Source organism: Enterobacter sp. D2 (assembly GCF_034427575.1).
GTDB lineage: Bacteria > Pseudomonadota > Gammaproteobacteria > Enterobacterales > Enterobacteriaceae > Enterobacter > Enterobacter cloacae_M.
This window is the reverse complement of the sequence record NZ_JAXQPP010000001.1, coordinates 386465-401662: the sequence shown is the minus strand read 5'-3', so window position 1 is coordinate 401662 and position 15198 is coordinate 386465. Positions and strand designations below refer to the sequence as shown.

At 54.5% G+C, this 15198-nt stretch carries 12 protein-coding genes; 6 read left to right on the top strand and 6 right to left on the bottom strand.

Going from position 1 to position 15198, the window contains the following annotated elements:
• Positions 1-137 precede the first annotated feature (137 nt).
• Positions 138-2336 (top strand): ornithine decarboxylase SpeF, encoded by a 2199-nt coding sequence (gene speF, locus SPG90_RS01900; protein WP_032661123.1) that lies wholly within the window; start codon positions 138-140, stop codon positions 2334-2336.
• Positions 2333-3646: a putrescine-ornithine antiporter gene (gene potE, locus SPG90_RS01895; protein ID WP_095907516.1), complete on the top strand. Its 1314-nt coding sequence runs from the start codon at positions 2333-2335 to the stop codon at positions 3644-3646. The genes speF and potE overlap by 4 nt, the downstream gene beginning before the upstream one ends.
• 104 nt (positions 3647-3750) lie before the next feature.
• On the opposite strand, the gene pgm is transcribed toward potE, so the two are convergent.
• Both pgm and seqA read right to left on the bottom strand, forming a co-directional pair.
• Entirely contained in the window at positions 3751-5391 is a 1641-nt protein-coding gene (gene pgm / locus SPG90_RS01890) for a phosphoglucomutase (alpha-D-glucose-1,6-bisphosphate-dependent) (RefSeq protein ID WP_045356603.1), read from the bottom strand.
• Positions 5392-5415: 24 nt separating this feature from the next.
• On the bottom strand, positions 5416-5964 hold the full coding sequence (gene seqA, locus SPG90_RS01885) for a replication initiation negative regulator SeqA (protein WP_008501070.1): 549 nt from the start codon (positions 5962-5964) through the stop codon (positions 5416-5418).
• Between the two features lie 183 nt (positions 5965-6147).
• Here seqA and ybfF point away from each other — a divergent pair, with 183 nt between their 5' ends.
• The 4 genes from ybfF (at position 6148) to fur (ending at position 8760) form a co-directional block, all read left to right on the top strand.
• Positions 6148-6921, top strand: a complete 774-nt coding sequence (ybfF, locus tag SPG90_RS01880) for an esterase (RefSeq protein ID WP_045402175.1) — start codon at positions 6148-6150, stop codon at positions 6919-6921.
• Between the two features lie 128 nt (positions 6922-7049).
• Complete coding sequence (gene ybfE, locus SPG90_RS01875; RefSeq protein WP_023310772.1) at positions 7050-7337, top strand: LexA regulated protein; 288 nt, start codon at positions 7050-7052, stop codon at positions 7335-7337.
• A 155-nt stretch (positions 7338-7492) separates the two neighbouring features.
• Positions 7493-8023 carry a flavodoxin FldA gene (gene fldA, locus SPG90_RS01870; RefSeq protein WP_008501067.1) on the top strand — a complete coding sequence of 177 codons (531 nt, stop codon included), beginning with the start codon at positions 7493-7495 and terminating at the stop codon, positions 8021-8023.
• A gap of 290 nt (positions 8024-8313) precedes the next feature.
• Positions 8314-8760, top strand: coding sequence for a ferric iron uptake transcriptional regulator (fur, locus tag SPG90_RS01865; RefSeq protein ID WP_023310771.1), 447 nt, complete (start codon positions 8314-8316; stop codon positions 8758-8760).
• 141 nt (positions 8761-8901) lie between these two features.
• Here the strand turns inward: fur and chiQ are convergent, their stop codons facing one another.
• The 4 genes from chiQ to nagE form a co-directional block, all read right to left on the bottom strand.
• Positions 8902-9228 carry a ChiQ/YbfN family lipoprotein gene (chiQ, locus tag SPG90_RS01860; RefSeq protein WP_032668313.1) on the bottom strand — a complete coding sequence of 109 codons (327 nt, stop codon included), beginning with the start codon at positions 9226-9228 and terminating at the stop codon, positions 8902-8904.
• A gap of 47 nt (positions 9229-9275) precedes the next feature.
• Positions 9276-10673, bottom strand: a complete 1398-nt coding sequence (gene chiP, locus SPG90_RS01855) for a chitoporin ChiP (protein WP_023310769.1) — start codon at positions 10671-10673, stop codon at positions 9276-9278.
• A 446-nt stretch (positions 10674-11119) separates the two neighbouring features.
• Positions 11120-12787 carry a glutamine--tRNA ligase gene (gene glnS / locus SPG90_RS01850; RefSeq protein ID WP_029740147.1) on the bottom strand — a complete coding sequence of 556 codons (1668 nt, stop codon included), beginning with the start codon at positions 12785-12787 and terminating at the stop codon, positions 11120-11122.
• 169 nt (positions 12788-12956) lie between these two features.
• Positions 12957-14978: an N-acetylglucosamine-specific PTS transporter subunit IIBC gene (gene nagE, locus SPG90_RS01845; protein WP_047633829.1), complete on the bottom strand. Its 2022-nt coding sequence runs from the start codon at positions 14976-14978 to the stop codon at positions 12957-12959.
• Positions 14979-15198: the final 220 nt, after the last annotated feature.

Below are 15198 nucleotides of genomic sequence, written 5' to 3'. Positions count from 1 at the left end.
GACTGAATTTCAATCATCAAAAAAGCAATTCACTGATTTTAATCAGCGGCCACCCTTTGCTTTTTTTCCGGTAAATTATCGATTTCTTTCTTGCAGGAAATCGAGGGACGCTTATTACCTAAAATAAAGAGAGAAAGATGAAAAGTTTAAAAATCGCAGCCAGTCGTGCATGTCCGGATTGCTTTACTACCCAGCGTGAACTGGTAGATGTCCGTGCCTCTGATTATATTGATGTTGCCGCCATTGTTCTGGCGGTCACGGATATTGCCAGCGGTATCCTGGACGAAATAGAAGCCACCGGTTTTGGCATTCCTGTTTTTGTCGCGACGCACAAAGAGGAATTCATTCCGGCAGACTATTTATCGCGCATTCACGGCGTATTTGAGTATTCAGACACCAGTAACGACTTTTATGGACGCCAGCTGGAAGCGGCAGCCCAGAAGTATGAAACCCAGCTGCGCCCGCCGTTTTTCCGCGCCCTTGTCGACTATGTGAAACAGGGCAACAGCGCGTTTGACTGCCCGGGGCATCAGGGTGGCCAGTTCTTCCGCCGTCATCCTGCCGGTAATCAGTTTGTCGATTTCTTTGGTGAGACGCTTTTCCGCTCCGACCTGTGTAACGCCGACGTGGCGATGGGCGATCTGCTGATCCACGAAGGCGCGCCGTGCATCGCCCAGCAGCATGCGGCAAAGGTCTTTAATGCCGATAAGACCTACTTCGTGCTGAATGGCACCTCGTCATCCAACAAAGTGGTGCTTAACGCCCTGCTCACCCCGGGCGACCTGGTGCTGTTTGACCGTAACAACCACAAATCTAACCATCACGGTGCCCTCCTCCAGGCTGGCGCAACGCCGGTCTATCTGGAAACCGCGCGTAACCCGTACGGCTTTATTGGCGGCATTGACGCCCACTGTTTTGAAGAAAGTTATCTGCGCGAGCTGGTGGCAGAGGTGGCGCCGGGCCGTGCACGCGATGCGCGTCCGTTCCGTCTGGCGGTGATCCAGCTGGGTACCTACGATGGCACCATCTATAACGCCCGTCAGGTGGTGGATAAGATTGGGCATCTGTGTGATTACATCCTGTTTGACTCCGCCTGGGTGGGTTACGAGCAGTTTATTCCGATGATGGCCGACTGCTCTCCGCTGCTGCTGGAGCTGAACGAAAACGATCCGGGGATCCTGGTCACCCAGTCCGTGCATAAACAGCAGGCCGGCTTCTCGCAGACCTCGCAAATCCATAAGAAAGACAGCCATATCAAAGGGCAACAGCGCTATGTCCCGCACAAGCGGCTGAACAATGCCTTTATGATGCACGCCTCCACCAGCCCGTTTTATCCGCTGTTCGCTGCGCTGGACATTAACGCCCGTATGCATGAAGGCCAGAGCGGCCGCAACATGTGGATGGATTGCGTGGTGAACGGTATCGAAGCGCGCAAGCTGATCCTGGAGAACTGCCGGTATCTGCGCCCCTTCGTGCCGGAAACGGTGGATGGCCGCCCGTGGGAAAGCTGGGACACGGCGGAAATTGCGACCGATCTGCGCTTCTTCCACTTCGTACCGGGTGAAAACTGGCACGCTTTTGAAGGCTACGCTGAGCATCAGTATTTTATCGACCCGTGCAAGCTCCTGCTGACCACACCGGGCATCAACGCCCGCACCGGGGAGTATGACGACTTCGGCGTGCCCGCCACTATCCTTGCCAACTTCCTGCGTGAAAATGGCATCGTGCCGGAAAAATGCGATCTCAACTCGATCCTGTTCCTGCTCACGCCTGCGGAAGATATGGGCAAACTGCAGCAGCTGGTGGCGCAGCTGGTGCGCTTCGAAAAACTGCTCGAGAGCGATGTTCCGCTGAAAGACGTCCTGCCTTCTCTCTACAAACAACATCCGGAACGTTACGCGGATTACACCCTGCGCCAGATCTGCCAGGAGATGCATGACCTGTACGCCCGCCACAACGTGAAACAGCTGCAGAAAGAGATGTTCCGCAAGTCTCACTTCCCGCGCGTGATGATGAACCCGCAGGACGCGAACTACGCCTATCTGCGCGGTGAGGTTGAACTGGTCTCCCTGCGCGACGCGGAAGGCCGCATCGCCGCCGAAGGCGCGCTCCCTTATCCACCGGGGGTATTGTGCGTGGTTCCAGGGGAAGTCTGGGGAGGTTCCGTGCTGCGCTACTTTGCCGCGCTGGAAGAAGGCATCAACCTTCTGCCGGGCTTCGCGCCGGAGCTGCAGGGTGTGTACGTCGAGGAGTGTGAGGGTCGCAAACAGGTTCGCTGCAACGTCATCAAACAACCCGCCGCTCAGCCCGCGCTGCTGAAAGGAGAGAAATTATGAGTAAGTCCAATAAGATGGGCGTGGTGCAGCTGACCATCCTCACCATGGTGAACATGATGGGCTCCGGGATTATCATGCTGCCCACCAAACTGGCAGAGGTGGGTACCATCTCTATCATCTCCTGGCTGGTGACGGCAGTCGGTTCAATGGCGCTGGCGTGGGCGTTCGCCAAGTGCGGGATGTTCAGCCGTAAGTCAGGCGGCATGGGCGGCTACGCCGAATACGCCTTTGGCAAGTCGGGTAACTTTATGGCCAACTACACCTACGGCGTGTCGCTGCTGATCGCCAACGTGGCGATTGCCATCTCCGCCGTGGGCTACGGTACGGAGCTGTTTGGCGCAACGCTCAGTCCTGTGCAAATTGGGCTGGCGACCATCGGCGTGCTGTGGATCTGCACCGTGGCTAACTTTGGCGGCGCGCGTATCACCGGACAGCTATCCAGCATCACCGTCTGGGGCGTGATTATCCCGGTTGTCGGCCTGTGCATCATCGGCTGGTTCTGGTTTAGCCCGACGCTCTACGCCAACTCCTGGAACCCGCACCATGTGCCGTTCTTTACCGCTGTCGGCTCTTCTATCGCCATGACGCTCTGGGCCTTCCTGGGTCTGGAATCCGCCTGCGCGAACGCGGAAGTGGTAGAGAATCCTGAAAAGAACGTGCCGATTGCGGTCCTCGGCGGCACGCTGGGCGCGGCGGTGATCTATATCGTCTCGACTAACGTGATTGCCGGGATTGTGCCAAACATGGATCTGGCAAACTCTACGGCGCCGTTTGGGCTGGCCTTCGCGCAGATGTTCACCCCGGAAGTCGGGAAGGTGATTATGGGTCTGATGGTAATGTCCTGCTGCGGTTCACTCCTCGGCTGGCAGTTCACCATCGCACAGGTGTTTAAATCCTCGGCTGATGAAGGTTACTTCCCAAAAATCTTCTCCCGCGTGACCAAAGCGGATGCGCCGGTGCAGGGCATGCTGGCGATTGTCATCTTCCAGAGTGGATTGTCGCTGATGACCATTAGCCCGTCGCTGAACAGCCAGTTCAACGTGCTGGTCAACCTGGCGGTGGTGACGAACATCATTCCGTATATTCTGTCGATGGCAGCGCTGGTGATCATCCAGAAGGTGGCGAAGGTAGATCCACGCAAAGCAAGAGTGGCGAATATTGTGGCGCTGATTGGGGCAATCTACAGCTTCTATGCGCTCTACTCATCCGGCCAGGAAGCGATGCTCTACGGGGCAATGGTGACCTTTATGGGCTGGACGCTGTACGGTCTGGTGTCACCGCGGTTTGAATTGAAGAACAAGCACAGTTAAGTAAAAGCAAAACGGCAACCCATGGGTTGCCGTTTTTAGTGTTTTCTCCCTCTCCCTGTGGGAGAGGGCCGGGGTGAAGGCATCAGCCCGCACCCATACCGCACTTACGCGTTTTTCAGCACTTCGCTGACAATCTCTACCGCTTCTTTCTCAATCTGCTGACGGTGCTCAGCGCCGAGGAAGCTTTCGCAATAGATTTTGTACGCATCTTCCGTACCGGACGGACGCGCGGCGAACCAGCCATTCTCGGTCATCACTTTCAGACCACCAATGGATGCGCCGTTGCCCGGTGCCGCCGTCAGACGAGCAGTGATCGGATCACCCGCCAGGGTGCTTGCGCTGACCATCTCTGGAGAGAGTTTGGACAGGGCCGCTTTCTGGGCTGACGTCGCGCCAGCCTGAATACGGTTATAGCTTGGTGCACCAAAGCGTGCCGCCAGGTCGTTGTAGTGTTCCTGCGGGTTCTTACCGGTGACAGCGGTGATTTCCGCCGCCAGCAGGCACATGATGATGCCGTCTTTATCGGTTGACCATGGCGTGCCGTCGAAACGCAGGAAAGATGCGCCCGCGCTCTCTTCACCGCCGAAGCCGAAGCTGCCGTCGTGCAGACCGTCAACGAACCATTTGAAGCCCACCGGCACTTCCACCAGCTTGCGGCCCAGCGCCTCCACCACGCGGTCGATCATCGCGGAGGAAACCAGCGTTTTACCGACGGCCACCTCTTTGCCCCACTGCGGGCGGTGCTGGAACAGATAGTTAATTGCAACAGCCAGATAGTGGTTCGGGTTCATCAGCCCGGCAGGGGTGACGATACCGTGACGGTCATAATCCGGGTCGTTAGCAAACGCCAGATCGAATTTATCACGCAGCGCCAGCAGGCCCGCCATCGCGCACTCGGAGGAGCAGTCCATACGGATCGCGCCGTCTTTGTCCAGGTGCATAAAGCGGAAGGTCTGATCGACGTGATCGTTCACGATGGTCAGATCCAGCTTGTAATGCTCGGCGATACGTTTCCAGTATTCGATACCGGAGCCGCCCAGCGGATCCACGCCCAGCTTCAGCCCGGCTTTCTGGATGGCCGCCATATCGACGATATCCGCCAGCCCTTCCACGAACGGCTGAACCAGATCCTGCTCTTTCACGTGACCGGACGCCATGGCAGCATCCAGAGAAATGCGCTTCACGCCTTTCAGACCGTCAGCCAGCAGCGCGTTCGCACGATCTTCCACCACTTTGGTGACGTTGGTATCGGCCGGGCCGCCGTTAGGCGGGTTGTATTTGATACCACCGTCTTCCGGCGGGTTGTGGGATGGCGTGATAACGATACCGTCAGCCAGCGCGCCACCTTTTTTGTTATGCACCAGGATGGCGTTAGAGACCGCAGGGGTTGGGGTGAAGCCATTGTTCTCCTGAACAATCACGTCGACGCCGTTTGCCGCCAGCACTTCCACAACAGAGATGAACGCCGGTTCAGACAAGGCATGGGTATCTTTCCCCACGTAGCACGGACCGGTAACGCCATTTTTAGCGCGCTCTTCCGCAATGGCCTGAGCAATGGCCAGAATGTGCGGTTCGTTAAAGCTGTGGCGCGCCGCGCTGCCGCGGTGACCGGATGTACCAAACTTCACTGCGTGTTCTGCGTTGCCCACGACCGGTTTCAGCACATAATACTGCGCGGTCAGCTGAGCGACGTTAATCAAATCGCTTTGTTGTGCAGGTTGGCCTGCACGGCTGTGATTTGCCATTACCGGGTCCTTCTGATGCAAGGGTTAAATTGTACCGCAAACCTTTTCAATCAATTCCGCCGGGAACTGCATGGACTGCATGATGTGTTCAATCATGCTGCACTTGCGGCCCGTATTGGTATTGGTGATCACCCAGTACGGGGTGCCAGGAACATGTTTGGGTTTGGTTTGATTGCCATTTTGCAGCAGCGTCTGCTCGTCGCCCGCGAAATAGACGCGAGTACGGCCGTGAAGCGACTCGGTCGCTTCAGCAAACGCTTTGTTATCCAGTGAGTAAAGTGTAGACAGCACCAGCATAAAGCGGTTAACGGCCTTTTTCTGCTCCGCGTATTCATCGGAGAGCAGCAGCTCGCGCATCGCGCGCACTTTATCTTTTGCCGGCGTCACGGCAGGTTTTGCTTGTGCAACAACGCTCGGCTGAGACACGACATCTTTGGTGACTGGGGTAGCAGGCTGTGAAGCGGCGGAAATTTTAAGCATGCGCCGTAAAATGTCGGACGCGCTCTCCCCGATATGCCGCGTCTGGCTGGCAATATACTGATAGAGTTCGTCATCAACTTCGATTGTTTTCATCTTAATCCAGTGCGATATCTTATCTGAATACAAGTCATTGGGATTATAAGGTCAAATCCCAACAGCGGATAGCGTCAAACCAGGTTGGCAGCAAAAGTCAGATTAAACTGGAACCTTGCAGCCGGGCGGCAGAATGGTCAACATAATACCCTAACCTGACATACGTAAAAAAAGAACTTTGCCATGAAATTGAATACCCGAGCGCAAACTGCACAATCGCCGAACAATAATTCTCCCATCGTACTGGTTCACGGGCTTTTTGGTAGTCTGGATAACCTGGGCGTGCTGGCGCGCGATCTGGTTACCGACCACGATATTTTACAGGTCGATATGCGCAATCATGGTCTTTCCGGGCGTTCCAACGAGATGACCTACGCGGCGATGGCGCAGGATCTGCTGGATACGCTGGATGCCCACGACCTGCAAAAGGTGACCCTCATCGGGCATTCAATGGGTGGCAAAGCGGTGATGGCCCTGACGGCACTGGCCCCGGACCGTATTAGCGGCCTGGTGGTGATTGACGTCGCGCCCGTGGATTATGACGTTCGCCGTCACGACGAGATTTTTGCCGCCATTAATGCGGTCACAGAAGCGGGTGTCGCGACGCGCCAACAGGCGGCTGCCGTCATGCGTGAGCATCTTAATGAAGAAGGCGTCGTTCAGTTCCTGCTGAAGTCGTTTGTTGACGGGCAATGGCGTTTTAACGTGCCGGTGCTCTGGGACCAGTACAATAACATCGTCGGCTGGGAAACCGTCCCCGCCTGGCCATACCCTACTCTCTTTATTCGCGGCGGCAACTCGCCTTACGTTACCGACGCGTACCGCGACACGCTGCTGGCCCAATTCCCGCAGGCTCGCGCCCACGTGATTGCCGGTGCAGGGCACTGGGTGCATGCGGAAAAACCGGATGCTGTGCTGCGCGCCATTCGCCGCTATCTCGCTGATACTGCAAATTGATTAAAAAGAAAGCGACTGGAAGGCTGCGGGCTTCCAGTCGTTGGCGTGCCGTTTTTGGTGATGTATGATGGCGCGCTTATCGCCCGGGCATTAGCAGGGCGGCGTGTTTCCCCCGAAGTCTCAGAATCATGGCCAAAGAACAAACGGACCGTACGACACTAGATCTGTTCGCGAATGAGCGTCGCCCGGGACGACCCAAGACGAATCCGCTTTCGCGCGATGAACAGCTGCGTATCAATAAACGCAACCAGCTTAAACGCGATAAAAATCGTGGGCTTAAGCGTGTCGAACTGAAGCTCAACGCCGACGCGGTCGATGCACTTAATGAGCTGGCCGAGGCCCGAAATATCAGCCGTAGCGAGCTCATTGAAGAGATGCTGATCGCCCAGCTTGAAACGTTACGCGGCCAGGCATAAGTCTGAAAATCCCCTTTATCGCCCTTTTCATGTAGCACAGAGTGCAGTCCTGCGCGATAGCTGTTTCCGCAGGGTTGCCAGTTCTGCTATTATTGCCCTTATCCGTGGCCAAATTGCGCCACCATACTATTAAGTTTCAAGAGGTTATTTTACTCATGGCAATCATCGGCATTTTCTTTGGCAGTGATACCGGCAATACTGAAAATATCGCAAAAAACATTCAAAAACAGCTCGGTAAAGACGTTGCTGATGTGCATGACATCGCCAAGAGCAGCAAAGAAGATCTGGAAGGCTATGACATTCTGCTGCTGGGTATCCCAACATGGTACTACGGTGAAGCCCAGTGCGACTGGGATGATTTCTTCCCGACGCTGGAAGAAGTGGACTTCAACGGTAAGCTGGTCGCCCTGTTTGGCTGTGGCGATCAGGAAGACTACGCCGAATACTTCTGTGACGCGCTGGGCACCATCCGCGATATCATTGAGCCGAACGGCGCGGTTATCGTAGGCCACTGGCCGACCGCCGGTTACCACTTCGAAGCGTCTAAAGGCCTGGCCGATGACGATCATTTCGTGGGTCTGGCCATCGACGAAGACCGTCAGCCAGAGCTGACCGCAGAGCGTGTTGAGAAGTGGGTTAAGCAGATCCGTGAGGAACTGCACCTGGACGATATTCTGAACGCCTGATTTTATCGCGGCGCAGCGGCGGCTGCGCCCGTGCTTCAGGTCAAACCGATTAAATTAATCGCTACAATCTTTTAACTTTTTCGCCCAGACCTGTACAATGTCTCCCTGATAAAACGTGGTTTTCCATTGAGCAAGTTTGTTGGTGATACCACGTTTTTATAAGCATATTTTGCCTGAGACTTGCAGTTTTCATTTAGCCATGGCAGTTCTATAATGAGACGCATTATCCCGGGTGCATTTTCTGTCACTTCCTACAGAAGTGAATCGTTTAGCAACAGGACAGATTCCGCATGACTGACAACAATACCGCATTAAAGAAGGCTGGCCTGAAAGTTACGCTTCCTCGGTTAAAAATCCTTGAAGTGCTTCAGGGTCCAGACAATCACCATGTCAGTGCGGAAGACCTCTATAAACGTCTTATCGACATGGGTGAAGAGATCGGGCTGGCTACCGTCTATCGCGTGCTGAACCAGTTTGATGACGCGGGCATTGTTACCCGTCATAATTTCGAAGGCGGTAAATCTGTTTTCGAACTGACCCAGCAGCAGCACCACGATCACCTGATCTGCCTCGATTGCGGCAAGGTCATTGAATTCAGCGATGATTCCATTGAATCACGCCAGCGTGAAATCGCGGCGCGTCATGGCATCCGCCTGACGAACCACAGCCTGTATCTTTACGGTCACTGCGCTGAAGGCGACTGCCGCGAAGACGACCACGCGCACGACGCGAAATAATCAGTATTCATACTCTGAGCCAGCCGCAAGGTTGGCTTTTTTTTTTGCCTGAAAAAGCCCGGTGGCGCTGCGCTTACCGGGCCTACGGGCTATGACACCTTTGTAGGCCCGGCAAGCGCAGCGCCACCGGGCGTAAAGCACTTATTTATTGTTATTGCGTATCTCGTTCCAGATCTTATCGCAACGCTTCGCCACTTCCTGATCGTTACCTGTTTTACGCGCCTGGATACAGGCCTGGTAATCCATCACGCGGACGTTCTCCTGCGTCGCGAACTGCTCATGCGCTTTCTCTTTCTTCAGCACGTTCAGCACGCTCTGACAGGCTTGAATTTTCTCCGGCGATCCTTCCGCAGTATTTATGCAGGCGCTATACGCCTCCTTCAGACGGGAGTCCTCTTTCGGCGCCTGATTCTGAGCACACGCCACCAGCCCTGATGCCAGCAACGCGACGATAACGATTTTTTTCATCATGTGCAGTCTCCATACCGGCGGGACTCAGCCCGCCGGTGCGTTCATCAGAAGATGGTGAATGGGGCAATAACCATGAATTTCACGTCACGTTCATCCTGGAAGATGTTGCCGTAACCGCCCGCATAGCTCGGGATATCGGAGTGGTTGTCATACTGAGTGAAGTGCAGTTTGAACATCGTGCCTTTCGCGCGGCCATCCTGCAGGGTATAGATAGCATCGAGGCTGTAGGAAGACTCTTTCAGGCGATAGTTAGGATCGTAGTATGCGTCCGGCGTGGCCATATCGGCAGGTTTTGCGTCCCAGGCGTAAGCGTAAGAGGCACCCACGGCCCAGCCCGGCAGATTCCAGTTTTTCAGGTCATACATTGCGCCAAAGAAGACCGCTTTCTCACCGTCGGCGTTGAAGTCAGAGCGGTTATCCCACCAGATATCAAGACGACCGTTGGAGGAGGCGTAGGTCGGGGTCATACGCTGCAGGAAGTAGCCCTGCTGCCCTTCCGCCTTCACCCATGTGCCTTCCAGACGTAAATCAACCTGACCGACCTTGTAGCCGAAGGTTAACGCCTGCAGCCACGCGGTGCCGTCATAAATGTCGTTGACGCCACCGTTGCTGACCTTGTCGCGCGTACCGTAGAACTGGTAGCTGGTGCTCAGCGGGCTACCCGCGACATCGAATTTATAGCTGGCCTTGGCAAAATACTGATCGACATAGCCTTGTGCCTGACCGAATGCCGCTTCAAGCACCAGATCGTTTTTGAAGTCGTACTTCGCGCCCAGCGAGTGCAGGTAATCGACTTTGGTTTTTTTATCGTTCTGGTAGAACTTGTCCATTTCAATGTGCCACGGCGCTTTGTACTCGTTGGTCCACATATAGGAGAAGCTCAACGCCCCCGCATCACCGTAGTCAAAATTCGCCCCGGCTTCCGCACCCTGATAGGTACCCGGCATAAAGCTCCAGTGCGGCGCTAACAGAGTCTGACCGGTTGGCTGAATATAACCCCCGCGCGCCCAAACCGGACCGTATTTAAATTTTGCAGCGGCTTTATAAAGGCTGATACCGCTCTTATCCCCGGACCAGTCTTCTTTATAGGCTTTGTTGCTGGAGGAGAAGGCAATTTCGTTCGGGTGGGCGCTGTCACCGTTTTCCGCCATTTCAATCGCGGTAAACGCAGCAATATCCAGACCGAACATATCCGCGGCATAGCCTGACTGGAAGTCCAGGTTGGCGTTCCAGGTGGAGTGAGAAAGGTTGGTTTTGTATTTGTCTTCGGTGACGTCTTTACGGTCACGTTCACGCTGCCAGTAATAAATACCGCCCGTGAGGGTAGAATCGTCGATGAAGCCTGCCGCTTTCGCCTCTGGTGTCACCACCAGGCCCGACATTGCTGTCACACCGGCAATAGCCAGCGCCAGCGCACTACGTTTGCCACTGAACGTACGCATAGATTATTCCTCTTTGACGAATTAAAACGCCTGAAGCGGCGTAAATAAAAAAGACCAAATGGTCAGGGGTAGTTTTAAATACCCTCGAATTAACTACCGTCTTTAGGTTATTTTTCGCGACGCGAATTATCAATGCTTTTTAGCGGGCAAAAGTCAGGATTATGACGAAGTGCACATAATTGGTAGTGATTTGTAACATTTGCAGAGAGGCGAGCAATGGCGGGGAATTATCAGGTATTTCAGTGGCTAGACGTGGATTATCTTTCCTTTTTTATCACCTTTTTGTTTTTCGTAATGACACAAACTTTTTTTAAAAAAATAAGTAGCACCTCATTGACCTGATATTTTTATCACACCTTTTTAGGCCCTGTCTTAATACCCTGATCGTTAAATAAAAAAACGCCGCATGGTGCGGCGTTTGTCTCTCATTGACCAGACCAGCAATATTATTCGCCGATCTTCGTCCAGGTATCACGCAGACCTACGGTACGGTTGAATACCGGTTTTTCTGCCGTGCTATAACGGCTGTCCAGGCAGAAGTAACCTTCACGTTCGAACTGGAACGCTTTGCCCGCTTCAGCGGCTTTCAGAGAAGGCTCCGCATAACCCTGCTTGATCACCAGAGATTCCGGGTTGATGGTCGCCAGGAAATCTTCCGCAGCACCTGGGTTAGGCACGCTAAACAGACGATCGTACAGACGGATTTCTACCGGCAGCGCGTGGGAAGCGCTCACCCAGTGAATCACGCCTTTCACCTTGCGGCCATCCGCCGGATCTTTGCTCAGCGTTTCAGCGTCATATGAACAGAAGATGGTGGTGATATTCCCTTCTGCATCTTTCTCTACGCGCTCGGCTTTGATGACGTAGGCGTTACGCAGACGCACTTCTTTACCCAGCACCAGACGCTTGTACTGCTTGTTGGCTTCTTCGCGGAAGTCAGCGCGGTCAATCCAGATGTCACCGCTGAACGGCACGTCACGGCTACCCATTTCCGGTTTGTTCGGATGGTTAGGCATGGAGACCAGCTCGCTTTCACCCTGCGGATAGTTTTCGATAACCAGTTTCACCGGGTCGATAACCGCCATCGCGCGCGGAGCGTTTTCGTTGAGATCTTCGCGAATGCAGGATTCCAGGGAGGCCATCTCGATGGTGTTATCCTGCTTAGTCACGCCGATACGTTTGCAGAACTCACGAATAGAGGCGGCAGTGTAACCACGACGACGCAGACCCGAGATGGTTGGCATACGCGGATCGTCCCAGCCCTCAACGTGCTTGTCGGTCACCAGCAGGTTCAGCTTACGCTTGGACATCACGGTGTATTCCAGATTCAGACGAGAGAACTCGTACTGGCGCGGATGCACAGGAATGGTGATGTTATCCAGAACCCAGTCGTACAGACGACGGTTGTCCTGAAACTCCAGCGTACACAAAGAGTGCGTAATGCCTTCCAGCGCATCGCTGATGCAGTGGGTAAAGTCGTACATCGGGTAGATGCACCACTTGTTGCCGGTCTGGTGGTGTTCCGCAAACTTAATGCGGTACAGCACCGGATCGCGCATCACGATGAACGGAGACGCCATGTCGATTTTGGCACGCAGGCACGCTTTGCCTTCTTCGAAGCCGCCAGCACGCATTTTTTCAAACAGCGCCAGGTTCTCTTCCACGCTGCGATCGCGGAACGGGCTGTTTTTGCCCGGCGCGGTCAGCGTACCGCGATATTCACGGATTTCATCAGCAGACAGTTCGTCAACATACGCCAGACCCTTGTTGATCAGTTCAACCGCGTAGGCGTACAGCTGATCAAAATAGTCAGAGGAGTAGCAGATATCGCCAGACCAGTTGAAGCCCAGCCATTGCACGTCATTCTTGATGGACTCAACGTATTCGATGTCTTCTTTTACTGGGTTGGTGTCATCGAAACGCAGGTTGCACTGTCCCTGGTAGTCTTGCGCAATGCCAAAGTTCAGGCAGATGGACTTCGCATGCCCGATATGCAGGTAGCCGTTCGGCTCCGGCGGGAAGCGGGTATGAACTGTGGTGTGCTTACCACTGGCCAGATCTTCATCGATGATCTGACGAATAAAGTTACTCGGGCGGGCTTCTGCCTCACTCATCGTGGATTCCTCAAAGCGTAAACAACGTATAACGGCATATGATCTTATAAGCCGGACGTAGTGACAACCCTTAAAACGTCTCTGAAGAAAATAATGGGGGCTTTTGCTGCAAAAAAAAGCGGCGGAGGATATCCCCCGCCGCTTAAGGCATGACTCTACTCAGGAGCGATTACTTGCCTTTAATCTCATACAGCGGCGTTTGCCCCGCAACAACCTGACCTTTCGCCTGAATGACCAGGCCACTGAAGTCGTCGATGTTGCTGCAAACGACCGGACTTATCATGGAGCGCGCGTTGGCGTTCAGGAAGTCCAGATCCATTTCCAGAATCGGCTGGCCTGCCACTACTTCTGCACCCTCTTCCACCAGGCGAGTAAAGCCCTGGCCGTTCAGCGCGACGGTATCGATACCCATGTGGACAACGATCTCCGCGCCATTTTCTGTTTCGAGGCAGAACGCGTGGTTGGTGTTGAAGATTTTCACGATGGTACCGGCGGCCGGAGACACAACGGTTTTGTCCGTTGGTTTCACCGCCACACCGTCACCAACCGCTTTGCTGGCGAAGGCTTCATCAGGCACCTGCTCAATCGCAACGACTTCACCGGTTACCGGTGAAACCAGCGCGGCTACCGTTTTCGCGTTCGGTACCGCCTGCGGTTTTGCAGCCGCTGGCGCGGCGGCAGGTGCGGCAGAAGCTTCTGCTGCGGCTACCGGACCGGTGGTTTTCATGGCATTAGCAATTTTCTCTGCCACGAAGCCAACGATAATCTGCACGCTGGTTTTGTTCAGGCGAATAACACCGGAAGCACCAAGACGTTTAGCCAGCGCTTCGTTCACCAGGGAAGAGTCTTTGACGTTCAGACGCAGACGAGTGATACAGGCGTCGATACCGGTCAGGTTGTCAGAACCCCCGACAGCGGCGATGTACTGACGCGCCAGGCCTGAAACGTCCTGATCCTGAGCACCGCTCACGTTCACATCCTGACCATCCGCTTCGCTACCGGCCACGGCCAGTTCACGACCCGGGGTCATCAGGTTGAATTTGGTGATAGTGAAACGGAACACCATGTAGTAGATCGCGAAGAACACCAGACCTTGCGGGATCAGCATCCACCAGTGGGTCGCCAGCGGGTTACGGGACGACAGCACCATATCCACCAGACCGGCGCTGAAGCCGAAACCGGCAATCCAGTGCATGCTGGCAGCGATGAACACGGAGATACCGGTCAGCACGGCGTGGATCACATACAGAACCGGCGCCACGAACATGAAGGAGAACTCCAGCGGCTCGGTGATACCGGTGAAGAAGGCCGCGAACGCCCCCGCCATCATGATACCCAGCACTTTCGCTTTGTTCTCTGGACGCGCGCAGTGGTAGATAGCCAGCGCAGCACCCGGCAGACCAAACATCATGATCGGGAAGAAGCCCGCCTGGTAACGACCGGTGATACCGACAACCGCTTTACCTGCTTCGATGGACTGTGCGCCACCCAGGAAGTTAGGGATATCGTTAATACCGGCAACGTCGAACCAGAATACGGAGTTCAGCGCGTGGTGCAGACCGACCGGGATCAGCAGACGGTTGAAGAACGCGTACACGCCCGCACCGACAGAACCCAGTTTCTGGATGTGCTCACCGAAGTTCACCAGGCCGTCGAAGATCATCGGCCAGACGTACATCATGATGAACGCGACAACGATCATCACAAACGAGGTCAGGATAGGAACCAGGCGGCGACCGCTAAAGAAGGAGAGCGCTTTCGGCAGCTCTACGCTGCTGAAGCGGTTATACAGTTCGGCGGAGATGATACCCACAAGGATACCGACAAACTGGTTGCTGATCTTACCGAACGCCGCCGGAACCTGGTCCGCCGGAATTTTTTGGATCATGGCCACCGCTGCAGGCGAGCAGAGGGTGGTTAACACGAGGAAACCGACAAAACCGGTCAGCGCAGCGGCACCGTCTTTGTCTTTGGACATACCGTAAGCCACACCAATCGCGAACAACACGGACATGTTGTCGATAATGGCGGAACCTGACTTGATAAAGAACGCCGCCAGCGCGCTGGTATTACCCCAGCCGTTGGGGTCGATCCAGTAGCCGACACCCATCAGGATGGCTGCGGCAGGCAGCGTGGCGACCGGCACCATAAGCGCGCGGCCAACCTTTTGTAAATAACCTAGAATACTCACTTTCTTCCCCCTATGAGACCCCGTTTAAGGCATGTTCTCAGCTCTGTTTTTTATTGTGTCACGAACTATAGATACAGTTGATGCTTCACTGGCATTGTGAGTGTGTGAAAAATTAATTCGTATCGCAAATTAAACGCGTACTTTTTGTGATTTTTGTCACCAAATATCGTTATTTACCCTCCCTTATACTGGCTAACAGCGAAAACTTATTTTATCATTC